Raw genomic sequence first — 24961 nt, 5'->3', positions numbered from 1 at the left:
CTGCTGCTGGTATCAAAAATGTAATTCATGCAGGTTGGGGTAGCGACATCATTTCAACTGTTGGCGGTCAAAATACTATCCATGCTGGTTCTGGTAATGACACTATTACTGCTGCTGGTGGATTAAACGTAGTTCTCTCTGGCGGTGGAAATGACAGAGTTATTGCTGCTGGTGTTGCTAACGTAATTTACGATGTCGGCGGTAACGATGAAATGTACGGACTTGCTGCTGGAAATGTATTCGTCAAAAAAGGTAACGGTACCGACAGAATGGCTGCTGTTGGTGGAGCGAATATACTAACTAAGGTTGGTAGCGGTGACACTGAGATGTATGCTGGTGGTCTTGGTAATATCCTCACCAAGGTTAATACCAATTCTTACGACAAAGACACCATGATTGCAATTGGTAAGGGGAACCTAATTACCAAAGTTGGTCATGGTTCATCGACAATGCTTGCTGCTGGTTTATATAATGTCCAAACTTCCTGGGGTGACAGCAAGGATTTAATCATTGGTGTTGGTAAAGTCAACGCCATGATTGGTGGTGCTAATGACGATATCATGGTTGCTGCTGGTATGGGGAATATCGCTTTTGGTGATTCCCTGGGATTTGATTTAAATGGTTTCGGTTCCGATAATGACAGCGAGAATGCAGGTAAGGATGCCAAAACTGATGAACTTTCCGATCAAAGTTGGAAAAATGCAGGTAATAATGTTGATAAAAAACAGAAAGTTTCCGGTAATGATGTAATTGTCACCCTTGGAAAATTCAACGCTGCTGTGGGTGATACCGGACAAGATATAGTTGTTGCTGGTGGACAACTCAACTTTGTTTATGGAGACAGCCTAATTCAAGGTTGGAGTTTAGATTCAATTCAACTCCCTAGTTTTGACGACTTATTACCAGATATTGATTTTTCTGGACTATCTGGAATCGCACTGGATAAGCTAGGAGCTTTGAAGGATTTTAAACTACCAAATGTTGATTTGAAGATTGATAATTTCAATTTTTCTGGAATTAATCTCAGTCTAAGCGATTTTAATATTCCTAACTTAGATATTCTCGATCCAGACTTCGCTGATATTGATTGGGCTGGTTTATTCAACATTAATCTTAAAGCTTTTGATTTATCCAGTCTTGGTTTCAGTTTGGATAGTTTGCTGAAGAATTTTGATATTAATATTAAAGAGCCAGATTTAAGCTTTGACCTTGATTTTGATTTCAATCTCTTAGATTTTGATTTCTCTCTAGGTCAATTTGGTTTTGGTTCTTTCTCACTTCCCAATATATCTCTCCCCAATTTTGATTTACCTGATTGGCAAATACCGGAATTCAAGGCTCCAGATATAACTGTGGATATTCCTGGTGTGAAGATTCCTGATTGGGATATTCCTGACTTGGGTATTCCTGATTTTGATATGCCAAATCTTCCTTTACCCAGTCTACCTCTTCCTGATTTCTCCAGTTTCTCCTTATCTAACTTATCTTTACCTGGCTTTTCTTTACCCGATTGGGATTTACCAGGTTGGACAGTACCAAATATCGATCTTAATCTTCCTAATTTCAATCTTCCTAATTTTGACCTTCCCAGTTTAAACATACCGAATCTTTCTCTACCCAGCATTAATCTACCCAACTTTTCTAATATTTCCGTACCTGATGTATCTCTAGCCATACCAGATATATCTTTACCCAATTTTTCTCTACCGAATTGGTCGCTTTTCAAACCTGACTTATCGCGCTTCAATTTCGATTTCTACAAAAACAACGGTGATATTCTAGTTGCAGCAGGTAAATTCAACGTTGTTGGTGGTGCGCTAGGTGACGATATTATGGTCAGTGCCGGTCAAAATAACGTCATGTTCGGTGGTGCTGGTAACGACTTAATATTCGGTGCTGGTAAAAATAACGTTGTTTTAGCTGACGAAGGTAACGACCTCATCTTCACTGCTGGTAAATCTAACTATATCTTTGCTGGTAGCGACGACGATACTATCTTAGCTGCGGGAGAAACTAACACCATATTGGCTGGTAGCGGTAAAGATATTGTGGTTTCTCTCGGTAAAACTAACAATATTATGGCTCAAGACGGTGATGATATCGTTATCGGTTTGGGTGAAAAGAATAGAGTTAGCGGTGGAAACGGTGACGACGTATTACTAGCTGGTGGAAAATCAAATTATTTCTTAGCTGGTGCTGGAGATGATGTATTAGTCGGCATTGGTGAGAAAAATATTATATCTGGCGATGGCGGTGATGATTGGATTGTTGCAGGTGGAAAAGATAACAAGGTTTTAGATTTCTCTGGTAATAATACAGTTATCAGCATCGGTCAAACTAACAAAATTTTCACCTTCTCCGGTGATGACACCATTGTTTCTGCTGGTAAGGAAAATACAGTCAAAACCTTCGGTGGTGATGACTTAATCTTTGCTGCTGGCGAGAAAAATGATGCAGACAGCGGTGACGGTGATGATATTATTGTTGCTGCTGGTAAGGAAAACAAAACCAAGGGTGGTGACGGTAATGATTTAATCTTTGCTGCTGGTCAGAAAAACGACGTGGACGGTGGTGACGATGATGACATTATTGTTGCTGCTGGTAAGGAAAACGAAGTTGAAGGTGGCGACGGTAGCGACATAATCTTTGCTGCTGGAGTCAAGAATATTGTCCACGGTGAAGGGAAATGGGATGTTCTAAAAGATGCTTTAAAGTTTGATTTCATTCAACTTCCCACTACAGATGATTTGATTCCAGATTTAACTGGTTTGAATCTTGAAGGTTTAGGGATTGATTTAACTAGCTTAGAAAATCTCGACCTGGATTCTGTTAATTTATTAAGCTACACCAATCTTGACCTAATTGGTAATGGTATTACTAACCTCTTCAGTGATGATTTCAACTTTGATCTTTCAGAATTTGACTTCTCCTTCAGCGATCTAGGGTTTGATTCTGTGCAAGTTGCAGATATTTCCCTACCAGATTTCAGTTCCCCGGATACAGATGTGTCGGATTTGGATTTAGAAGAGGAAGATACCCAAATTTTAAATACCACCTTTGGAGGTACTTCTCTTCCTAACATAAGTATTCCTGACTTCTCTTCACTCAAATTAAATTTACCAAATTGGTCAAATCTAGATTTCGACTTATCCCGATACAACTTTGATTTCTTACAAGAAGAAGGGGATATTATTTTTGCAGCAGGTCAACACAACATTATATCCAGTTCTCGTGGAGATGATATTGTAGTCAGTCTGGGTCAGAATAACGCTATTTACAGCGGCTCTGAGAATGACTTACTATTTAGTGCCGGTGAGCAGAATGTTGTACTAGGTGATGCTGGTAATGACTTAATATTCAGTGCTGGAAGAACTAACTACGTTCTTAGCGGTAAAGATGACGATACTATTATTTCTGCGGGACAGCAAAATAATGTAATTGCTGGTAGCGGTGACGATATTGTTCTTGCAATGGGTACAAGCAATAATATCCTAGCTCAAAGCGGAAATGATGTTATTCTCGGCTTGGGTGTAAGCAACATAGTTAGCGGTGGTGCTGGAGAAGATATTCTCCTTGCTGCTGGTAGTTCCAATATTTTCCTCGGTGGGGAAGATAACGATACTATCTTCGGTATCGGTGCGAACAATACAGTCTTCGGCGGCAGCGGTGATGACTGGATGCTTGCTGGTGGAACATCTAACTACTTTATCGATACCGAAGGTAAAGATACGGTAGTCAGTATTGGTGCTAGGAACTATGTCTTCACCTTTGACGAGAGCGATACTGTTGTTTCCTTCGGTACCTTAAACGTTATCAATACTGGGCAAGGTGATGATACGTTAACTGTTACCGATATCTCCAGTACAATTAACGCAGGTAGCGGTAACGATACAATCGAAGCTGGTGGTTACTTCAACATCTTTAACGCTGCTGAAGGTGATGATATATTGTTCCTTGGTGGTGAGAACAATAGGTTTATTGGTGGCAGCGGTAACGATGCCTACGAATTTGGAAATGAGGACTTCACTGCTTACATTAGCAACCAAAGTGATAATGGTTCAATCGATGTGTTGGTCTTTGGTGGAACTGTTAGTCAAGATGACATCTACTTTGCTCGCTCTGGCAACAATGACTTAGAAGTCAGCATCTTTGGTGGTAATCAACAAGCAATTCTGGAAGATTGGTACGTAAATGAAGCTCAGCAAATTGATCGCTTCATAATTAATGGAGTTGCAAGTTTAAATAACTCTCAAGTTGACGAACTAGTTGACGCTTGGAGTAACTTTAAAGCTGGTACTGTTTCGCAAGAACAATTAAATACAGCGATTGATAATGCTTGGTCAGTTTAAATTTTTTGGGATGCTTGTTACCCCAAATCAATTAACTACAGCTAACCACCCATTCCTTGATATATCTTTCTGATTCGCTCAAATCCAGCTTGAGCTAACACCAATCCCGAATCACTATTAATGGTGATTTGGGAATTTTAAATGTTTAAGTTTCTAAGTTTTTATCTGTTTAGCTTGTTAATAAAAAATATATTAAGTATTGATACATTTACAATTTATATATTTATAATTAATAAGCTATTGATTAGTGCTGCTTTAATTAATACTCTTAGTTCATCTAAAATTAACATCTAGATGTTTGAGTATGACTTTAGGTTTTGTGGATTACGATCGAGGTATAATTTTCAGCCCAGCTATTTGTGGCTTTTCAATAAACTGAAAGTTGAACGTGAAGGATTTAAAAAGTAGGTTTTCTGAACAATCCTGTGTTAAAAAAAAATGAATTGGGTGAGATGATGATATTGCATCTTGTTTCTTGTAGTTTTTTAGCTAAATCAATCAAATAATTACAAGAAAACTATTTCTACTTTATACCCTGAAACTGAGCGATACCAAAAATAGTATTTCGTACTCCAGTCGCCGATTGCAAAGCAGATGCCTACGGCATATCGCTAATCCCTAATTGCCCTTAAAACGACAAATAACATTATTCGTAATTCGGGAAATATTATTATCATAATTATTATGAAATAAACTTCCACAAAAAGAGATGGAACCAACTGAAAATACAGCTCCCCCATTAGGAGTTTCATAATAAATCATGTCAGCCCGAATCAAGTCAGAATCTGGTTCTCCCCCACAATTAGAAACGTGGGTGAGTTGCTCCTCATGAACCAGGATAAAATTATCATTATGATTTTCAGAACTCGCTAAAACAAATGTATTCTGGGGAGTACCCAAAGCATAATCCACCCGGTCTAGTTCATAACCCGCAGCACCACAACCAATCAAACCAAAATTTCCCAAGATATCCCCATCAACACCCGCAAATATCCACGCAACCTTTTCATTCTCAGCATTGCGGTGACGACGGTAATATGTCCCTTCCATAAAACCTTGAGCCGAAAATCCAACTCCCACAAGCTCCTGAGGTGGACGACCATTACGTCTCCATAAACCGCCATAAGTCCCATCAAAACTATGATAATATTCCCCAGGTTCGGCAGCCCAAGCCCGAATACCCCCCTCTGCGCGTCTTACTTCATACACCCCATCCAATTCTTGGTGCTTTGCAATTCGCCAATAAAAACCATTTCCACCCAAATACATTAAATTACCGCCACCTTCACGATAATCCTTCAAAGCATCAAGGGTTTGTTTTGTATGATATTCCGGATGGGTTGTGGTCAGTAAAACTTTGTAAGACTCAATTAAGCTAAAACCCTGTTCGTGTAAATCTTCATCTGTAATTACATCAAAATTATGCCCCATCGTCTCTAACCAAGCAAATAAATGGGTATCTGCAGGGAAATGACGTAAACCCGAACCAGGAAACTCTGGAATCGAAATAAAACCCGATCGCATATTGATCATTGGTCGCAGTCGGGATGCATAGCAAATACCGCTACTATCAGAGTGAAAATTGTAAGTAGAAAGTCCATATTCTGGGTGCTCATCTGGCGTCCATGGACGTGCATTCCATGCATTTGCTCGCTCTCGATAAACATCATTGGTATTATCGCGAGCATGGTTCCCATACATAATATAAGTAAATGTAGGAATTAAAACGCAGATATCAGATTGAGGTTGACCCGGTTTAGGTCGAACAAAAAAAGGAATCATTTCTTCTAGATCGCCACACTTGAGACGAGCTGCATATACCCCACTGCGCATATCTTCAGGAACGGTAAAACTAAAATCAGTTTCCCAACCGCAATCATAGATATCATCATCGTGGAAATGAATCGCTCCATATTCTTGTGGTGCGTGTCTCCAACACATTTCTTCCCCCGACCAATTAGAACCTGTTACCCCCCTTGTTGGTAAATTAATTAAATCCCCATCGAGTTTGTTTGGTCCTAAATCAATGATTCGAGTACCTGTAATATTTTGGGAAAAGTCCCATGCTGCAATAATTGGTTTGGGATTATTTTCTGTTTTCGTAATGACTGGGGGATTGCTATTTCCTTGCGGAAACGCAATACCTATAGCTGCGCTACCTGCGGATCCGGTACGCTGCGCTAGCTCGCTAACCTTCGTCGCAATGACAGTAATTAAATTGCTTGTAGGTAATTCCTGTATCTTTAAGATAGTTTCTCGGTCAAAAGCCCCATTTAGAAGTATAGGACGCTCGATTTTACCATTAAAATGCTTAGCAACCGGAACTCCATCCATCGCAGCAATTAATAAATCGGTGTCAGCATTCAACTCCGGGGTAAATTCAACTGAAATTGACTTACTAGCCCCATTATCCTGCTGATAACTAGATTTTAGGGGTAATTGCTCTACAGATAGAACTTTAGCCTCAGATTTAAAATCACAACTAAATGTCATCCATACTCGATACCAATTGCGCTCGCATAATTGTTGACCTGTAGAAACTTGAATTTCATTTCCTTTCCCATCCCCAACTTGACCAGCCAAACAGCCATCAGTATCGATAAATAAGGCGAACCCGGCTTTTATATCGCGATCGTATTTACATATGATTCCTTGTTCTCCCTTATCTGGTGTGGTTGGGTATATCGTTGCAACGATAGTAAAACTAGAAACACCACTGAAAACATCTCGATGCTTTACACGAGCGTAGGAACCAAGATAAACCGGTTGAAATCGGGATGGATAAGAAGCAGTAAAACTTGCAGGTAATTCCTTCTCAAGAATACCGATCCCATCTGGGTTTGGATCTCCAGAAATCACCCGCACAAGCTTTGCATCATAGGTTTGGCGCTGATTACTGCTGACCTTGAAATCAATCTTCATCCCAGGAGCAACAGACAAGCGATCGCTATAACCGATTAGAGGAATCATGTTGTTAAAAGACTTAGGTAGGGGTTTGGATGTAATTATGTTTTACTTTACTGAATATAATTCTGCATCGAAAAATAAATCATAAACATTTACACCTTGAAGCATGAAAGCATTTAAATGTTTTTATGCTTAATATATTAAACAAAAATAAGTTTATTATCAGTAAACAGATAAAAAGTATATTATTGTTTTACATGTTAATAATTAGCAGATTTACTTTATCTTACTCAAGTATCTAGATGTTTGAGTATGACTTGAGAATTTTTGTATTGCGATCAAGGCATGATTCCCAGCATAGATATTGCAAGCTTTCAATATATTTAGATGTGAATAATGTCCAAACACTTGAAAAAGTAAGTTTTCTAAATAATCTTGTATTGCAAAATATGAAATTAAGATGATGATGTTCATCTCAGATATAGACAAATCATACTTTGATGTGATTAAACCGATTTTGTGTACGTTCAACACCAATGCCAAAATTAATTTGATTAGATGAAGCTGTTATCTGTTCTATATTTGTCACTTTTTAATCCCAGATTCGTAACTTTTAATTTTCTATTTTGATAGAGTATTGAAAAATCTAAGGATTTTGTAGATAAAAGCTACCATTTGGCAACAAAGCGGCAGTAGCTGAATATTTTGTTCCCTGCTTGAGATATCGAGATTGTTGATGGTAGCAGCAGGAAAAATATGTTGTTTGTATGATTTCTTGGCGGATTATTTTAGATAATTACAAATCGAATTAATCTGTGAAGTGCTTACATTGACTAATAGTTAATTAATCAACTTACAAAATTAGTAAGGATAGTTATGTCTTTGGAAAGTGTAAAGGCTTTTTACGAAAGCCTAAGGACCGACGAAGTTTTGCGTGCCCAAATTCAAGGGGTGCAAAGTAAGGAAGAGTGCAGCCAAATTGTTAAAAATGCTGGCTATGATTTTACCTCGGAAGAGTTCGAAGAATATACCACTAATTTATTAGAGTCAGCACTAGCTGATAGCGAACTTACGGACTTAGATGAAAAAGAATTAGCCAGTATTGTTGGTGGGGCGAGTTCTTCACTTTATGACAAATTCAATTTTGACAAATTTAAGGATTCTAAAGTTCCCTGGGAATTTATAATTCAACCAATGTATGGAATTATTTCTGGACCTCCTATTTCACCAATTAAACCACCAATTGTCCAACCAATGTATGGGATTGTTGTCTCAGATTATCTATATGAGTAAACAAGCTCAAATTTAATTGATAACTTGCACCAGTTATTTGCAGCTAGGAGACGAAGCAGAGCCTCCAAACCCTGGTTACCAGGCTCAGCCTGGTAACTAGAAAAGAGAATAAAAGAGACTATGGTGTTCATTCACAGCAGTCTAAGAACTTCTAAAAATAATTAATCAAAGGTTGTTTTAATGAGTTATCGCAGAATTAGTTATGCAGTTTGGGAAATTACCCTTAAATGCAATCTGGCTTGTCAGCATTGTGGTTCCCGTGCTGGTCATACCCGCACCAAAGAACTTTCTACAGAAGAAGCTCTCGATCTAGTCAAACAGATGGCTGAGGTGGGAATTACAGAAGTAACCTTAATTGGTGGTGAAGCATTTTTACGTCCTGACTGGTTAGAAATTGCAAGTGCAATTACTCAAACTGGGATGCTTTGTGGAATGACCACTGGGGGTTATGGTATTACCCTGGATACCGCACGCAAAATGAAAGAAGCAGGAATTAAGGTGGTTTCTGTTTCAGTTGATGGTTTAGAAGCAACTCACGATCGCTTGCGAGGAAGAAAAGGTTCTTGGGAATGGGCATTTAAGACCATGAGCCATCTCAAAGAAGCAGGAATTATTTTTGGTTGCAATACACAAATCAATCGCCTCTCTGCGCCAGAATTTCCCCAAATTTATGAACTTCTCCGCGATGCAGGCATCTTTGCTTGGCAAATTCAGTTAACTGTACCGATGGGAAATGCAGCAGATAATAACGAAATTCTTTTGCAACCATACGAACTACTGGATTTATACCCGATGATTGCTCGAGTTGCGAAAAGGGCAAACCGGGAAGGAGTTAGGATTCAGCCCGGAAACAACATCGGTTACTATGGTCCATACGAACGACTGCTCCGGGGACAGGGCGATGCTTGGACATTTTGGCAGGGATGTTCTGCTGGGCTGTCTACTTTGGGAATTGAAGCAGATGGTGCAATTAAAGGTTGTCCTTCCCTACCTACTTCCGCTTACACAGGAGGTAATATTCGTAACTATTCCTTGAGAACAATTATTGAAGAAACAGAAGAATTGCGCTTCAATTTGGGAGCTGGTACTCCTAAAGGAACAGAGCATCTGTGGGGTTTCTGTAAGACTTGCGAATTTGCCGAACTATGTCGAGGTGGTTGTAGTTGGACTGCTCATGTTTTCTTTGACAAGCGAGGTAATAATCCTTACTGTCATCACCGTGCTTTAACTCAATCAAAAAATAATCTGCGGGAGCGGGTAGTTCTCAAACGTCAAGCGGATGGGAAACCTTTTGATAATGGCGAATTTGCACTCATTGAGGAGTCAATTAATGCACCTTTACCAGCAAACTATCCATTGCGTTTTGATGCTAATTCCATTCAATGGTCAGAAAGTTGGGAAGACGAAGCGGAGTTAAAAACTTCCTTGATTAGTGCAAATAGTTAACAAATTTAATTTGAGAAAAAATTCAGTTTACAAAAAATATTACTATGAATAACAATTCCAGTGATTCTATTTCTTTAGAAGATAAAAATGATGAATCACAAGGTCAGTCAGATTGTCTTCCACCTTTGTTACCTCGTTCGGCTTGGAATAATCAATTAGCTTATTTGAAATTTATTTTTAAAGCCAAGAGAGCTTTAGATCGAATTGAAAAGGAAGCTGGGATTTTGAAAAACGAAAGTTGATTAGTTATTGATATGAGAGCTAAGAGTGAATTAAATTTGATTTTTATTTTCTTTCAATCCAGAATGAATCTTAGATGAGAGTCAAAAATTAAATGGTTAAGCCAGCAATACCCAGTAATTTATGCCAATTATAACTTTTAGCCAGTACTGAAGCACGAATAAAGCAATTACAATCATTGCAAAGTAAAGTTAGCAAAGTGTTTCCGGCTCTGAAATAGCCACTTCAAACTATTAGAAATTTGTAATAAGTGGGTAAGTCCTATTAGTAATACTTTATAGCTGGGATTTTTAGCACCTATTTGTATTGCAAATAACTTAGAAGATGATTTGTTATAGTCACCTTAAAGGTACTCTAAGTATGAATTTTCTTGCTGTTTACCCTGCAAAAAAACCGTACCCAAAAAAATTATTTTTCTACAAAAATATGTAAGCTTAAATCCTAATTATTAGTTTATTATCATTCATGAAATGTCGCTTTATAGCGCAAATCTTATTTAGTGGGATAAATAGCAGTTTTCTTGGCAAACAAAGGTAAGTACTATGGCAAACCGAATATCATTGAAAGTATATGTGCTTAGGTACCACGTGAATCAAGCTGCAAACGAAAACAAACCGTCCCCGATCGCTCCCCCACAGCACTAATCTCAATTTCACTACCCGATGCGCCCTTAATTACCCACTCAACATGACAGCGGTAGTCGGTACCCTGCTTAGCCCAAAGTTGTGTCACCTTATTAGAACGTCCTTCCAGGTGCTTAATATTTTGTTTGAGTTGACCACTAACTAGACTCACCCCAGAAGGTAAAGATAAATTAACTTCAATCGGTTTCACTGCTCCTCGTTCTAGAGCTTTTTGACCAGTGTAGGTTGGTAAAAAACCTTGGTTTTCCAATTGAATCATGACATAATAAATATCACTTCCTTGGTAGATAACATCAGCACGACCCAACACCACATAGGGAGACATTAAAGCATGAGCAATCACAAAACGACATTGTCGCTCGCATATATCGGGTAAGTATTCCGGTGGTGCGTTATCCCATACCAGCTTGTCGTCCCAACCACCAATTTCCACCTCTCCTAATTGAGGATGATTAAAAGGCTTCCAGTTGATAAAACCTTTAACTGCAAGCTTTTGATCGTTCCATTACAACAATTTTAGGTCATCTGCTACTGGATGTCGGCGACTCCACTCGATGTGTTTTCCTTTATTTACCCCAGCTGCGGTCGGTGCATCCCACAGTTCGATGGTAAAACCAAACCAGCCGAAGTGGTCGTAACCATAGTCATCCATTCCCCCATTAGTCACTTCTTGAGGATGACGACGAAAATCATGGTATACAGAAACGCATTCATAACCAGTTAGTTTACTTCCTTTTTCCCCAATTAATTTATAAATTTCCAAATCCTCAACCGGGAAATGCTCGTCGGGGTGGGTACTGTAGGGACGTAAAATTAAAGCACAGTGAGTGTAGTAACTAATAAAACAGTAAGGTAATTTACCAGCTCAGCGTAAGTATAGTAGTGACTGAAGTCAAATTCATTTACCTTCATGATGACTGCAAATATGGTGCGTCTCTAGAATTTTTCCCAAATATCCAATAAGTTTAAAATAGAGTTCGATAAATAAGCTTTGAATTGCAAGGAGTTGAAATTATAAACAAACAAAAGTTAACAAAAATTAGTAGTTTGGGACAATTTAAGTGAACGAAAAACGATTACAGCTACCAAATAAACCACCACAAAATGAGGAAAAATTAGAAGAAGATTTATTTCCTTACTATTACGGTCAACCTGGTAGCACCCCAGGAACCCTGGATATCGATCCAGATGCTGCACCATCAGAATTAGTTTTAATTGATTACAACCAAGAAAATGCTGTTAGGGTGCAGGATATTTCACCAGAACAATGCGTGTATTATTTGGATACAGAATCAGTTTCTTGGGTAGATGTTAGGGGTTTAGGTAGTGAAGATGTATTAATAAAGTTAGGTCAAGTTTTTAACTTACATTTATTAGTTTTAGAAGATGTAGTCAACGTTCCCCAACGTCCCAAAGTAGAAGATTACAAAAATCATTTAGTGATTATTACTCGCATGGTAATACCCGACCCTGACGGGAAAGGATTTCGCAGCGAGCAAGTTAGCTTAATTTTGGGTAAACATTATTTACTCACATTGCAAGAAGAATCGAGTATGGATTGCTTCGATCCGGTGCGTGCTCGCATTCGGGGAAGTAAAGGTTCAATTCGTCAACGAGGGACGGATTTTTTAGCATATGCATTATGGGATGCAATTATAGATGGATTTTTCCCCGTACTAGAAGACTTTGGCGAACGAGTTGAAGATTTAGAAGATGAGGTAGTACATAACCCAAGTCAACAAACTTTGGGGAAAATATATCAGATTAAACGGGATTTACTGACATTACGTCGTTCAATATGGCCCCAAAGGGATGCAATCAATGCTTTAATCAGAGATAAAAGCCCTTTACTAAGTGAAGATATAATCGTTTATTTTCGGGATTGTTACGATCATACAGTTCAAATCATCGATGTGATCGAAACATATAGAGAATTGACAACGGGTTTGATGGATGTTTATCTATCTGCTGTGAGTAATAAAATGAACGAGATCATGAAGTTATTAACTGTAATCTCGACAATTTTCATTCCTTTGACATTTATTGCTGGGGTGTATGGAATGAACTTTAATCCCCAAGCTTCACCATTTAATATGCCAGAACTAAATTGGTATTGGGGTTATCCTGTTTGTTGGGCAATTATGATTATTGTCGCTTCGAGTTTGATTATCTTCTTCTGGCGCAAAGGTTGGTTTAACAATGTTTCAGAAATTAAGCGGAATAGGTAAGGAGTAAAAGGCTCACCTAGGAACGGATAAGAGGCTCCGCCTCTTAATAGTACCGGAGGCGGAGCCTCCAATACTATATTCCTTGCCAGAGACAAAGAACAAGTCAGTTAAATAAATACAAAATCACCAATCCCCAATCCCCAACCCTCACCTCAAAAACCTAATGGTAAAAGGATAACGATAATGCTCCCCTTTATAAGCTTTCATCGCCGCAAAATTAACGACAAATAATTGTAGTGACAAAGCAAATAAAGTTAACAAAAATAAACCCGTTAATAAACAATCTAATGCTAATTTTAATAAAAAAATAGAATTACTAATTAATGCTAACCCACCAGTTATAAAAACTATACACAAAGAAATAATAATAAAAATTAAGGTATATAAAGTCAAAGACATTTGGAAATTTATCGATTCCTTACCTTGAAAATCAATCCAAGGATATTGCGCTCTTTTATATTTCCAAACAATTAAAGGGGCAATAACATTTAGTGGTAGAAATAACGGAATACCTATAACAACCAAATAAATTACCAATACCCATGCACCTACAGCCGAGAGATGACATAACATCCCCCATATACGCATTTGTTGTTGACTCGTTTGTTTCATGGCTTTTAATCTTAAGGTGGATGCGTAAGAAAAGTATCCACCGAAATATATATATCAAAGCCAAACATACAAATCCAAATATAATGTGTAAGTAGTTTTGTAACTACATCTACCTCTAATTAATTGTCTAGTACCTCCTTCTTTGCCTAGAATAATTACTGGCATTTCAAAAGGAATGTTTAGAGCTTGCAACTATCTGATTACTGGGACACAGAAAAACTCTCTATCTAAATACAATCGTTTGATTCTCAAATCTAAAGGCTCAATTAAAGCTAAGAGATAAGTCAAAATAGCTACTTTCGTATCATGCTTTTTGATGGCTTTAATAGCTAAAGTTACTCATTTATTCTTTTTAATTACATACAAAGTAGCATAGGCATAAAAAGAGCAAGTACCATTTTTAGCTTTACTTCTATAAATAAATGGTTCTTCTAGTGGTGATGGTTCGCCATAATAAGGAATTAAGTTAAAGTCGTTCGTGGCGCAATACCTACGGTACGCAATACTTACAGTACGCTTCCGCTAGCCGCTAGATGCCGCGCGTCTTCCATAGCAATTTTTTGTAATCCTTGTCGGATACCAATTGGCAAACGGCTTTGAAGTGCTAAATTCAAACTTGACTCTAGAGAATTGAGGTCTGAATATTTTTCTAGATGGTAAAGAATATTATTACTTGTGGGAACATTTTTTGGATCTCTCTAAAACTATTAAAAAAGGATGATAGCTGATGTGACTAAAGCATAACTTAATGTCTTCCAGAAATTATATAACTTGTACACGCTGCAAGTGTCTTCCTGACTCAGCAGGGAAAGGGTTTCGACCATGCAACAGCGCATTATTATCCGCTATTAGAAAATCTCCTTGTTCCCATTCGTGTGCTAAAAAGTTTTTCGGGAGGTACAGTTTCTTTATTATCCTACTGAGAAATTGTTCGTGTTTTTCAGGTGGTAGACCAGAAATTTCAAGAAACAACGGATAGGGGTTCTTAGTTTTTTCATTTAGAGGCTCTGCAAACCGAAGTATTGTATTACCAGTTAAGGGATGTTTGTTTATGAGAGGTTCCGTAACCTCTCCTCCATTTACTTGTTAATTGATAAAGCTATCACGAAAATTTTCAGGTAGAAAATTACATTGAGAACTAAATATCTTATTGTATACCGCTGATAATGACATTATTTTGATTTCATATCAATATCTATTTATAAAACAGTTCTATATTCATCCTTAGCGGGAGGAAATTTTATGCTTTTTGCTATTGACATTGGTCATAATTGCCCACCCGATACTGGTGCTGTCAGTGGGAAATATAAAGAAGATGAATTGGCGAAAAAAGTTGGAGAATTTGTTATAGCCCAACTAAAAAATAGAGGTCATAAAGCTGTATCTGTAACTCCAAGGAATGCTAGTAGTGTCAGTAGCTCCTTAAGACAAAGAGCTAGTAAAGCGAATTCAATTGGTGCTGATTACTTTATTTCCATTCACTTCAACTCCTTTTCTAAACAAACTGCCAATGGGACTGAAGTGTACGTTTATAATTCTCGTAGTAGTGCGAATAATTTGGCACGATTAGTACTAAATAATATTGTATCTTTAGGATTTAGAAATAGAGGTATTAAGTACAATAGCTTTGCGGTATTAGCTCAAACTTCTATGCCTGCAATGTTAATTGAATGTTGCTTTATTAGTTCTGACATAGATATGAGAATATTTGATGCTCAGACTATGGCTGTAGCAATAGTTAATGGATTAATTGGAGAAGACAAAAAGGAAGAAAATATCTCTGGTGTTTTAAAAGTACTTGAGACTACTTATGCTAAACCTTCTACAGAGCAATCTGAAGATTTAGCTGCTGAGTATTTATATAAAATTACCCCAGGAGAATATAGAGGAAAGTTAATTGCAGAAGAAGAAGGTCATTATGCAGTAGAGTTTCTGCAGCAAATTGGCGACCGTAAGGTTCATTACATATTCTCCAAACACTGCGAATTTATTGATGACTAAAAGAGGAAGCATCATTACCTTTGAGTGAATAAATATAACTATAAAACAATACGGTTCAGATAAGCCTAAATTTATTTTGTAGAGACGCGACAGAGGCTAACGCCGACGCCGCAGGCTCTGTCGCGTCTCTACAGTATTATTTGTTTAAAAAAAGTCTTAACTGAACTGTATTGAACTATAAAACTGTAATCGCTCGCATTAATTTTGTTTGTGCAATGTATTAACCATAGAATTTATTTCCCCACAAAACCCTGTAAAGACGTATCAACTCTGGTACGTCTTTATAAGATTAAGACTACTCAAAATGAGCGATCGCTGTTTTCTTGGTTGCACTACTGGATATCAAAATATCATTTCTACCATAACAAATCGATTAAAACACCTTTCGATTGAAATTTTAGTTAGAGTTGCAAAAATTAAAAGGAGTTTATTCCTATGAGAATGGAAAAGCCTACTCCAGCACAGAAAGTAACTGCATCAACAGTTGCTGCAGCTATTGTTCAGCTTACAGTAGGTATTGCAAATACCTATATTCTTGAAACAGATATTCCAAGTACAATAGAAACTCCACTCACTATACTTGCAGTATTTTTGACTGGGTATTTAGTACCACCTGCTCGACGGGATAGAGTTATTGAATCAAAAGTTAATGCAGATACAAAGCAAAATAATACTTGAATGCATTGTAGTGTTTGTTTGAAGGAAGCGATCGCCTACAAAAGACATCTCCGGAAAAGAATGTAAAGACGTACCAGAGCCTGCGGCGTCGGCGTGAGACGCGCCAGAGGCGTTCAGCTTGCTGCGTCCAAACACCGCAGGTGCGGCTCAGCCTCTGGTATGTATCTACAAAAATCTTGGGTTATGCATATTCAATTTCCGGAGAGTTCTAAAATATCTCCTCCTCTTCCCACACTCCCTTCTCTCATTCAATGAGATAACCTTCTACCGCAATCGAAGTAAAAATTATGCACCCATCCCAGAATAGCGTTTCAAACCCAATCGCCAAAATATTCTATTCAGACCTAAAAACAGCAAAAACCAACCGATAGTTGACAAAAATCCTCGTCCCAGATCCACAGGGACTCCCACTAAAATAGCAGCAGGAAAATTAATTAAATAAGGGAAGGGTGTTAACAATACTATTTCTCGTACAACTTCCGGAAATACTTCTAAAGGTGCAATGTAACCCGATAGGAATAGATAAAACAGAAACCACAAATTTTCTAAAGCACTGGCTCTTTCCGTCCAAAAAGCGAACATTGCAAAGGTATATTGAATCACAAAACGTAGGGCAAATGCCATTACTGAAGCAATTAAAAATAGTAATAAATTACCAAAGTTTGGCAGCCAAAACGCTTGGGGATAAAGTAGAAAAAATAATAAAATCAGAACTATTGCAAAAGGAGTCCGGGCTATTCTTTCTGATATGTGGCTACTGATGTGATGCCATACTGGATCTATTGGTTGTAATAACCGTGGTGAAAGCTTACCTTCAACTATCTCCCGCTCAAATTCCCAGATTACCCAAACCACCGATAATTGTCTAACAATAAATACCGCAATAAAATAACGAGCAAAATCAACAGAGTTTAAACCAAAATTTCCTCCTTGAGCAGCTTCGCTCCAAACACCCATCAAAATAATCGGTAATGAACCAGATAAAATCCAAAGAACTAACTCAGCCCGATATTCCAGCATGTAAGCATAGTAAACAGAAAGAAAAGTATAAATTTTGTTACAAATTATTTTCATTTAATTCTTGTGGTGAAAAATTTCCTCAACTGTGGCTGAAAAAAATAGATATAGCACTACGAAGTTACGTTAGGACATATATTAATCCTAAAAGCCATACGTATTAGGCTTATGTCCTGCGGACACGCAATAACTACGTTACGCTCCGCTAGGTGCTAATGACTTTTTACTTGCGCGTAGCGCTATAAACTCAGCCTTCAGTCTTAAAAAATTGACTTTGGTATCTTCCTAATTGAGTGAATAATTATGGTCTTCAATGCAAGCTTGAGAAATTCATACTGAAAAGAATTCATGCTGATAAAAATTCAAGCAGGGAAAACTGCATACCTGGGGAGATAATACTAAGATTCCAAACAAAAAAGCATAAGCAAAAAAACAGAATCCCAAAATTTAGATACAGAGTTATGTTATGCACTAAAGATGGATTAAACCTTAAACACTCATAATCCCACCTTGGAAAACTCTCCCAATAACTTCTTCCACAGGAGGTTCTGTAACTGTTAAATCTACAACTTCTAAATCTGTTAATATCCGTCCAACAGTACGGGTTAAGTCATCTTGCTCGATCGCATAACAAGCCAAACGCCCTTCAATTTTTTTTAAGTCACCATAACACTTAAGTTTCTCTTCCGGTACATCTCGCTCTAGTTCTATATAAACTTCCCTGTAGGGAGCAAATCTTTCCAGAAGTCCATCTAGACTGCCATCATACATCAATTCTCCTTCGTGAATTAATAATACTCGCTCGCACAAAGCAGTAATATCTGCCATGTAATGACTGGTTAAAAGCACTGTCGCCCGATAACGCCGATTGTATTCGCGGAGAAAGTCACGCACTCCTACTTGAGCATTAATATCCAAACCTAAGGTTGGTTCGTCTAAAAATAATACCTGAGGACGATGTAAAAGTGCAGCTAATAGTTCAGCTTTCATTCGTTCTCCCAAAGACAACTTGCGCACTGGTTGGGTAAGTTTTTCCTCTAGGGAGAGCATTTCAGATAATTCTCCCACCCTACGTTTAAATTCCTTTGCTGAAAGCTCGTAAACAGCTGCATTGATTCTTAAAGAATCCAGTGCGGGTAAGTCCCACAACAATTGCTGCTTTTGTCCCATTACCAAAGTAATTTGTCGGAGAAATTTTTCTTGGCGTTCAAATGGTGTTCTTCCACCAACGCGAATTTTCCCCTTTGAGGGATGAATTAAACCCGCAAGCATTTTTAAGGTGGTTGTTTTACCTGCACCATTAGCTCCCAGAAAACCTACCACTTCTCCTTGGTCGATTTCAAAGGAAATATCTCGTACAGCTTTGATTTCACGATATTTACGCCGGAAAAAATGATTAATAGTACCTTTAAGACCTGGTTCTTTTACGGCGACTGGATAAGACTTGCTCAAATGTTGAGCAACAATAATAGACATAGATTTGAATTGGGAGATGCAGTACAAACAGTTGGAATCTATCCCCAATTCTTAATTTATTATTATTTTGGAATTAAATGCAGGGGAATACAAATAAATTGGTCTAGATTATGGAAATGTTTTTCCACGATCGGCATAATTTACCGCAAACGACCAGATCGTAAAATGCTAATAATTAACCATATGCCAAGTAAGCTAGCAGTAGCAAATAATACGTCACTGATTATAGAAAGCTGATTGGTTTTAGCATTACTAGAAACAATTGCTGCTCCCATAATTAGGGAACCTACTAGTATGCTAAAAGATAAGCGATTAGCTGCATCATCTGCAGTTCGACGCAAACTATCTAATCCTTTAAGTGAGAAATTCCATTGCAAAGTTTCTGAGGTGATGCGTTCAAGAACTAATTCTAATTGTCGGGGGGATTGCAAAGACAGACTTTTTAAATCTAAAGCTGTTCTCAAAAGCGACCTTACGGGAGCATCGCCAAATAATTGTTGACGAAATAGATCTGTTATTAAAGGTTTAATTTCATCCAAAAAGTTAAGTTCGGGATTAAAGGAGCGCGCTAGTCCTTCTAAATTAGCAATTGTTTTCGCATACAAACCCATATTACTGGGTAAACGAATTCTATTATTTCGAGCTACTTGAAAAATTTCGTAAACTACTTCCGAAAAGTTTAATTGAGATAAACTCAAATTAAAATACTTTCTTAATAATCTATCGTAGTCACTTTCTAGGCGAGATAAATTTACCTTTTGAGAGACATCTGATAATTGTAAAGTTAATTGGGCGCATCGTTGAGCATCAAGATCGACAATTGCCAATAACATTTCAATCAATATTTGTTGCGTACGGGGATCGAGTCTGCCCACCATACCACAATCTAGCAGGGCAACACGACCATCTTTGAGATAAAAAATATTTCCTGGGTGGGGATCAGCGTGGAAAAAACCATCAACATATAATTGTTGTGAAAAAGCCCGAAACAATAAAGAAGTAATTTCTTTACGTTCTGCACTGGGATCTTTCCCATTTTTATGATTTTCCAAACTAGCAGATAGAATTGGTTCTCCATCCAACCATTCCATGACCAATAATTTTGGTGTAGTCAATTCCCAATTAATTTCTGCTACTACTAATTTTTGGGGATCGAACCACTTACTTTGAGATAAATTACGCCTTAATTGCTCGGTAAAACCGGCTTCGCGAGTAAAATCTAACTCATCTTCTAAAGCCTTACAAAACTCATCTGCAATTGCTTTAATTTCATAAATTTGACCAAAATCAGTTCGCGAAACGAGGTCTGCAATTCCTTCGATTAAAGCTATATCGCGAGAAACAGTAACATCTATTCCAGGACGTTGTACCTTTAGTGCAACTTCCCGACCATTTGCTAAGGTTGCGCGGTGTGTTTGAGCGATAGAACCTGCAGCTACAGCTACGGGATTGATAGTAGTAAATATTTCACTTAATGGTTTATTTAATTGTTTGCGAATGATGATTTCAACTTCTGACCAAGGTACTGGAGGAACTTCATCTTGTAAGGTTGAAAGTTCATCTATATATGCACCACTGAGTAAATCGGGACGAGTGGAAAGAAGTTGTCCTAGCTTAATATATACTGGTCCCAAATCTACCAAAATATTTTTTAAAACAGCTGGGGTTGGTAGCTGGGGTCTATCGGCTTTACCACCAGTTAGTAATCGCCTCATGTAGTCCCAGCCATTACGCAGTAAAACTTCAATAATTTCTCTTTGACGAGGAACTGTTTGGGTTATGAACATTATGTTATTAGGTGTTGAGAGTCGGGAAGTGGGAGAGTATTGATGAATAATTATGAACTAATAACTGCTAACTGTTAACTGTAGCCCCTAAGGGCGTGGCGTTAGCCATAAACTGATAACTAATAAAAGAATTGGGAAATACCAACAAAATATAGAGACTAAATACCATATATTTGGACATACAATATTATTTTTCCCTATTTAATTAATTGATATTTAATATCTGCCCCAATTAACTTTATAAATCCCTCGACGGACTTAAATAAAAATTACATTTTTCACACTAATACGGCTTATTTGCTAAATTATTAGCAGAAGAATAAAGATTAATTTAAAAATAATTATTCTCATATCTTCTGCAAATTAACTATTTACAATAGATTACAAAAGATGAGTAAATCGAGAATCTTCTTTGAGATTTTTCAATAACTGCTTAATTTCTTGGGTGCGCTCTTTTTTTACCATCAATGTCACATTGCGATCGCGAACAATCACCACATCTTCTAAACCAATGGTAACAATAACATCATCCTTATCTGTGGCATAAACAATAGCTCCTTTAGTATCTAAGCCTACATGATTAGCTAATTCTACATTGGAAGTATTTTCAGTTTTTAGTAAACGCTCAATAGCATTCCAGTCACCTAAATCATCCCAGCCAAATTCGGCAGGTAAAACATACGCTAGACTGGTTTTTTCCATTAAGGCATAGTCTATACTTTTTTTAGGTAATTGCGGATAAATACTCGGACCATTTTTCTCTAGTGGCTCGATAATTTCAGGAGCGTGTTTGTGAAGTTCGTTGAGAACAACATCCGCCCGGAAAACAAACATTCCGCTATTCCAACTAAAGCGTCCTGTAGATAAAAAAGTTTCTGCAACTTGGCGATCGGGCTTTTCAGTGAAGCGGTTAACATGATAAGCTGGCGAGTTATTAAAACTACCCGTATTTTCTCCCTGTTCGATGTAGCCGTAACCAGTAGATGGAAAAGTAGGTTTGATCCCCAAAGTGACTATGGCATCTTTATTGGTTGCAAGTTCAATTGCGGCATCTAAAGTACTAGCAAACTTATCTAAGTCGGCAATCCAATGGTCAGCGGGGAAAAAACCAATGATTGCATCTTCTCCGTAGCGTCTTTTAATTTCCAAGCTCGTCCAAGCAACCGCAGCAGCTGTGTCTCTTCCTTCAGATTCAACCAGTAAGTTGTCGGATGGTAATTGGGGTAGTTGTTCCCTGACTCCTTTTGCTACCACTGCAGCAGTGATGACCCATAATGAGTTCCAATCTCCTGCAAGTGTCAGTAATCTATCCGCAGTTGATTGTAGTAAACTGCGAGAACCACCATCCAGACATAAGAATTGCTTGGGGCGTTCTTTACGACTCAAAGGCCAAAAACGTTCGCCTTTTCCACCAGCAAGAATTACGGGAAAGAATGGTTTAGTCATATTTTCATAAATACATTATTGAGGAACACTACAAGTTTACTGTGACATTAAGAACTGGCAACTTTTATTGCTTTAACATAACTTTTAGGGAGTGGTAGAGTGGGGAGTTAGTTGTGATTGACCAAATAAAAAGTAGAGTAAACCAAAAAGTATCTCAGTCATCTGAGGTATCAAGCAAGACAAATTTTTACACAGAAGATAAAACTACCGTTAAAGCTAGTTCTATCCCCAGCCAGCTTTATCATCGTTTGGGTTTAAGAATGCCCAAATGGTTGTTTTGGTTTATGACTGGTGTTGTTGGGGTTACTTTGTCGGGTTTATTAGCATCGACTCTGGCATTGTGGACACCTCTATGGAGCGACATTGATCGTACCGAAGATGAACTAGGATGGGCAGGCGATCGCGCGACTTCTTCACCACTACCAGGGGATTTATGGAATAGTATCTCCGAATACCAATTCATTAAACCAATGAATATTTTGGTTTTGGGAATTGAACCGGTGAAGGGTGCAGTGGATGGTTCTGCCGATAGTTTTGGTGGTAAAAGTGATGCAATGTTACTTTTACGTATCAACCCTAACGAACAGAAGAAAACTATTCGGGTATTATCTATCCCTAGGGATACAATGATTTCTATCCCCGAGCAGGGTCTAACTAAGGTATCGGAAGCAAACACTCAAGGCGGTCCTGTTTTAGCTGCAAGGGTAATCAGCCGAACTTTAAGTAATGCTCCCATTGACCGTTACATTCGTATTTCCACTAGTGGTTTTCGTCAATTGGTAGATCGCTTGGGTGGTATAGAAGTATTTGTTCCTAAAACAATGGTCTATCGAGATCGAACCCAAGGTTTATCCATAAATTTGGTTAAAGGTTGGCAAAATTTAAATGGAGAGCAAGCCCTAGAGTTCGTTCGCTACCGAGAAGAAGGTAAGGGGGATCTAGGAAGAGTACAACGGCAACAAGCATTATTAAAAGGGTTGCGACAACGTCTTTCAAGTCCTACGGTTTTGCCTGAATTACCCCAATTAGTTCGCATGATGGATAAACATGTTGATACTAATCTCAGACTTGAAGAAATGATGGCATTGGTTAATTTTGCACTTAACTTGGAACGAGATAAGTTTGAAATGACAACTTTGCCAGGAATATTTAGTCGTTTGAGTCGCGATCCCGATAGTTATTGGTTAAGTCTCAATGGTAGAGCCGATTTATTGGAAAGATACACCGGTGTAAATATATCAGGTATTAGATCTGATTCTCGACCTTTAAAAAAGCTGAAAATTGCCATTCAGAATACAACTGGTAAACCACAATTAACTAAACAACTAATTAATTCTTTAAAACAAAAGGGATTTACACAGATTTATACTGCAGAACAATGGCCAGATCCCCACGCTAAAACTCAAATCATTATTCAGAAAGGAAATAAAAGAGCTGGAAGACAATTACAGAAAATCTTAGGAACAGGAGAAATTGAAGTATCATCGGCTGGCGATATTCAATCAGATATTACCATTCGGATTGGTCAAGATTGGCAACAATGAATTGACAAATTTACAATTCACACTACAATCCATATAATTTACGTTTATATATAAGCTTTGGGATAGTTACTTAGTTATTGGTAATGAGTAAATTTACTCGTTACCTTTGCTGATTGATAACAAATTAACTACACTTTCGCAAAAGATATAAAAGTGACGATACTAAATACCCTCATCAAGATCCTCAGATTTGGAGAACCTCAACAAAACTCAGCAGCATCAATTTTGACCCGGAAGAAATTAAAGTATTTTTCTGTATCAAACCACCAACCTGCACTGATTTGACAAGGAATTGTAAATCCTGCAATTGTGCGTTCTTCTCCACATTGTCCACCAAAGGTAATATATTTATAGCTACCATCATCAGTATAATTTCCCCAGCGAGGCAAATAAATTTTCAGTACTTTACCATCTGAGTTTATAAATAATGTCAAAATAATAGCCTCGCCATCAACATTTGCAGCAGCTTGAATTGTATTATTGTCAATAGCCTGCCAACTTACACCACGTTGTGGCAATAAAGCCGAAGGTAACCATATAGATTCTCCCACAAGACGTCCAATCGCCGAGCGATCGATGTCCCGACCGCGAGCATTCACAACTGGAATCATTCCCCACAAACAAAACTGTGTTCGACCGGAACCCCCAGCATAATAGTCGGCTCCCATCAACTTAAGAAAACGGTTACTACTTGTTGCTTTCCAAACGAATCCTTTTAATGCTGAAATAATTTGTTTTGCTTGTATTGGTAACCAAGGTTTATCTTTTCCCCTTCTCAGCCTACCAGTCATTTTTAGTTTGACAGAATTAGCTAATGGAGTTCCCAGTGCGATCGCATGAAGAAAGTAGCGTTGTACGGGAACTGGTAATCCTGAAATCATATCCTCAGTGAAAGAATTGTATGATGGCTCTGTTTCGAGGGTATGCCAAATTCTATTGATTCGCTTGTCATTGATTATTTTTCTAGCAACTAAAATCACAAATACTATTCCCAGTAATTTACTAGTTATTAATAAAATTTGTGTTGTCATTGTACTCACCTATTTTGCATATCTTTATAGAATTCATGCAGAACAACGAAAGTCAAATTTAAATATTTCCAACTAAAATATTTCAGTTTGAAATATTCAAGATTCAACATTCAACATTCAATATTCCAAATTTAAAGATTCACCTTTACTCGCTCTTTAAGTTTCTACTTGATTTGGAGGTGTATCTTTTATTGTTTTATTAAGCACATGGGAGTTGGAAATTTAAATTTGTCGTATAGCTTCCTAAATTCTCTGTTTTTGC

Annotated in this window: 16 protein-coding genes and 2 pseudogenes; 8 read left to right on the top strand and 10 right to left on the bottom strand. The window is 37.7% G+C overall.

Annotated features, from left to right (window positions below; translation table 11 throughout):
• Positions 1 to 4349, top strand: a pseudogene (locus QNJ50_RS21030) (iron-regulated protein FrpC); the annotation flags it as partial.
• Positions 4350 to 4967: 618 nt separating this feature from the next.
• Here QNJ50_RS21030 and QNJ50_RS21025 read toward each other — a convergent pair.
• A complete protein-coding gene (locus QNJ50_RS21025; RefSeq protein ID WP_300638933.1) occupies positions 4968 to 7319 on the bottom strand; it encodes a N,N-dimethylformamidase beta subunit family domain-containing protein in 2352 nt (783 codons plus the stop codon).
• An 813-nt stretch (positions 7320 to 8132) separates the two neighbouring features.
• Here QNJ50_RS21025 and QNJ50_RS21020 point away from each other — a divergent pair.
• From QNJ50_RS21020 to QNJ50_RS21010, 3 genes are all read left to right on the top strand, one after another.
• Positions 8133 to 8549, top strand: a complete 417-nt coding sequence (locus QNJ50_RS21020; RefSeq protein WP_300638930.1) for a Nif11-like leader peptide family natural product precursor — start codon at positions 8133 to 8135, stop codon at positions 8547 to 8549.
• 180 nt (positions 8550 to 8729) lie between these two features.
• Positions 8730 to 9995: a nif11-class peptide radical SAM maturase 3 gene (locus QNJ50_RS21015; RefSeq protein WP_300638926.1), complete on the top strand. Its 1266-nt coding sequence runs from the start codon at positions 8730 to 8732 to the stop codon at positions 9993 to 9995.
• A gap of 44 nt (positions 9996 to 10039) precedes the next feature.
• Entirely contained in the window at positions 10040 to 10237 is a 198-nt protein-coding gene (locus QNJ50_RS21010; RefSeq protein ID WP_300638923.1) for a hypothetical protein, read from the top strand.
• 574 nt (positions 10238 to 10811) lie between these two features.
• On the opposite strand, the gene QNJ50_RS21005 is transcribed toward QNJ50_RS21010, so the two are convergent.
• Positions 10812 to 11312 carry a hypothetical protein gene (locus QNJ50_RS21005; RefSeq protein WP_300638920.1) on the bottom strand — a complete coding sequence of 167 codons (501 nt, stop codon included), beginning with the start codon at positions 11310 to 11312 and terminating at the stop codon, positions 10812 to 10814.
• Between the two features lie 72 nt (positions 11313 to 11384).
• Complete coding sequence (locus QNJ50_RS21000; RefSeq protein WP_300638935.1) at positions 11385 to 11720, bottom strand: M14 family zinc carboxypeptidase; 336 nt, start codon at positions 11718 to 11720, stop codon at positions 11385 to 11387.
• A gap of 220 nt (positions 11721 to 11940) precedes the next feature.
• On the opposite strand from QNJ50_RS21000, the gene corA reads away from it, so the two are divergent.
• Complete coding sequence (gene corA / locus QNJ50_RS20995; RefSeq protein WP_300638917.1) at positions 11941 to 13107, top strand: magnesium/cobalt transporter CorA; 1167 nt, start codon at positions 11941 to 11943, stop codon at positions 13105 to 13107.
• A gap of 147 nt (positions 13108 to 13254) precedes the next feature.
• Here the strand turns inward: corA and QNJ50_RS20990 are convergent, their stop codons facing one another.
• Both QNJ50_RS20990 and QNJ50_RS28620 read right to left on the bottom strand, forming a co-directional pair.
• Complete coding sequence (locus QNJ50_RS20990; RefSeq protein ID WP_300638914.1) at positions 13255 to 13719, bottom strand: DUF4870 domain-containing protein; 465 nt, start codon at positions 13717 to 13719, stop codon at positions 13255 to 13257.
• A gap of 762 nt (positions 13720 to 14481) precedes the next feature.
• Positions 14482 to 14775 (bottom strand): annotated as a pseudogene (locus QNJ50_RS28620) (TauD/TfdA family dioxygenase); the annotation flags it as partial.
• 186 nt (positions 14776 to 14961) lie between these two features.
• Between QNJ50_RS28620 and QNJ50_RS20985 the strand changes: the two are divergent.
• Both QNJ50_RS20985 and QNJ50_RS20980 read left to right on the top strand, forming a co-directional pair.
• A complete protein-coding gene (locus tag QNJ50_RS20985; RefSeq protein ID WP_300638911.1) occupies positions 14962 to 15720 on the top strand; it encodes an N-acetylmuramoyl-L-alanine amidase in 759 nt (252 codons plus the stop codon).
• A gap of 435 nt (positions 15721 to 16155) precedes the next feature.
• Entirely contained in the window at positions 16156 to 16398 is a 243-nt protein-coding gene (locus tag QNJ50_RS20980) for a hypothetical protein (RefSeq protein WP_300638908.1), read from the top strand.
• Positions 16399 to 16683: 285 nt separating this feature from the next.
• Here QNJ50_RS20980 and QNJ50_RS20975 read toward each other — a convergent pair whose 3' ends face one another.
• From QNJ50_RS20975 to QNJ50_RS20960, 4 genes are all read right to left on the bottom strand, one after another.
• Positions 16684 to 17472, bottom strand: a complete 789-nt coding sequence (locus QNJ50_RS20975; protein WP_300638905.1) for an ABC-2 family transporter protein — start codon at positions 17470 to 17472, stop codon at positions 16684 to 16686.
• A 432-nt stretch (positions 17473 to 17904) separates the two neighbouring features.
• Positions 17905 to 18891, bottom strand: coding sequence for an ATP-binding cassette domain-containing protein (locus tag QNJ50_RS20970; RefSeq protein WP_300638902.1), 987 nt, complete (start codon positions 18889 to 18891; stop codon positions 17905 to 17907).
• 140 nt (positions 18892 to 19031) lie between these two features.
• The gene (locus QNJ50_RS20965; protein WP_300638899.1) at positions 19032 to 20678 is read right to left on the bottom strand and encodes an AarF/ABC1/UbiB kinase family protein; all 1647 of its coding nucleotides are present in this window, start codon (positions 20676 to 20678) and stop codon (positions 19032 to 19034) included.
• Positions 20679 to 21059: 381 nt separating this feature from the next.
• Positions 21060 to 22124: a mannose-1-phosphate guanylyltransferase gene (locus QNJ50_RS20960; protein WP_300638896.1), complete on the bottom strand. Its 1065-nt coding sequence runs from the start codon at positions 22122 to 22124 to the stop codon at positions 21060 to 21062.
• Positions 22125 to 22237: 113 nt separating this feature from the next.
• Here QNJ50_RS20960 and QNJ50_RS20955 point away from each other — a divergent pair, with 113 nt between their 5' ends.
• Positions 22238 to 23668, top strand: coding sequence for an LCP family protein (locus QNJ50_RS20955; protein WP_300638893.1), 1431 nt, complete (start codon positions 22238 to 22240; stop codon positions 23666 to 23668).
• Positions 23669 to 23868: 200 nt separating this feature from the next.
• Here QNJ50_RS20955 and QNJ50_RS20950 read toward each other — a convergent pair whose 3' ends face one another.
• The gene (locus QNJ50_RS20950; protein ID WP_300638890.1) at positions 23869 to 24699 is read right to left on the bottom strand and encodes a DUF6544 family protein; all 831 of its coding nucleotides are present in this window, start codon (positions 24697 to 24699) and stop codon (positions 23869 to 23871) included.
• Positions 24700 to 24961: the final 262 nt, after the last annotated feature.

This window comes from Mastigocoleus sp. MO_188.B34 (assembly GCF_030065675.1).
Lineage (GTDB): Bacteria > Cyanobacteriota > Cyanobacteriia > Cyanobacteriales > Nostocaceae > Mastigocoleus.
Note: the sequence above shows the minus strand (reverse complement) of the source record. Positions and strands in the feature narration are given on the sequence as shown.

Bases quoted from the DNA above. Each gene is read 5' to 3' on its own strand.
- QNJ50_RS21025 (WP_300638933.1), bottom strand. From the start codon at position 7,319: ATGATTCCTCTAATCGGTTATAGCGATCGCTTGTCTGTTGCTCCTGGG.
- QNJ50_RS21020 (WP_300638930.1), top strand. From the start codon at position 8,133: ATGTCTTTGGAAAGTGTAAAGGCTTTTTACGAAAGCCTAAGGACCGAC.
- QNJ50_RS21015 (WP_300638926.1), top strand. From the start codon at position 8,730: ATGAGTTATCGCAGAATTAGTTATGCAGTTTGGGAAATTACCCTTAAA.
- QNJ50_RS21010 (WP_300638923.1), top strand. From the start codon at position 10,040: ATGAATAACAATTCCAGTGATTCTATTTCTTTAGAAGATAAAAATGAT.
- QNJ50_RS20990 (WP_300638914.1), bottom strand. From the start codon at position 13,719: ATGAAACAAACGAGTCAACAACAAATGCGTATATGGGGGATGTTATGT.
- QNJ50_RS20985 (WP_300638911.1), top strand. From the start codon at position 14,962: ATGCTTTTTGCTATTGACATTGGTCATAATTGCCCACCCGATACTGGT.
- QNJ50_RS20980 (WP_300638908.1), top strand. From the start codon at position 16,156: ATGAGAATGGAAAAGCCTACTCCAGCACAGAAAGTAACTGCATCAACA.
- QNJ50_RS20975 (WP_300638905.1), bottom strand. From the start codon at position 17,472: ATGAAAATAATTTGTAACAAAATTTATACTTTTCTTTCTGTTTACTAT.
- QNJ50_RS20970 (WP_300638902.1), bottom strand. From the start codon at position 18,891: ATGTCTATTATTGTTGCTCAACATTTGAGCAAGTCTTATCCAGTCGCC.
- QNJ50_RS20965 (WP_300638899.1), bottom strand. From the start codon at position 20,678: ATGTTCATAACCCAAACAGTTCCTCGTCAAAGAGAAATTATTGAAGTT.
- QNJ50_RS20960 (WP_300638896.1), bottom strand. From the start codon at position 22,124: ATGACTAAACCATTCTTTCCCGTAATTCTTGCTGGTGGAAAAGGCGAA.
- QNJ50_RS20950 (WP_300638890.1), bottom strand. From the start codon at position 24,699: ATGACAACACAAATTTTATTAATAACTAGTAAATTACTGGGAATAGTA.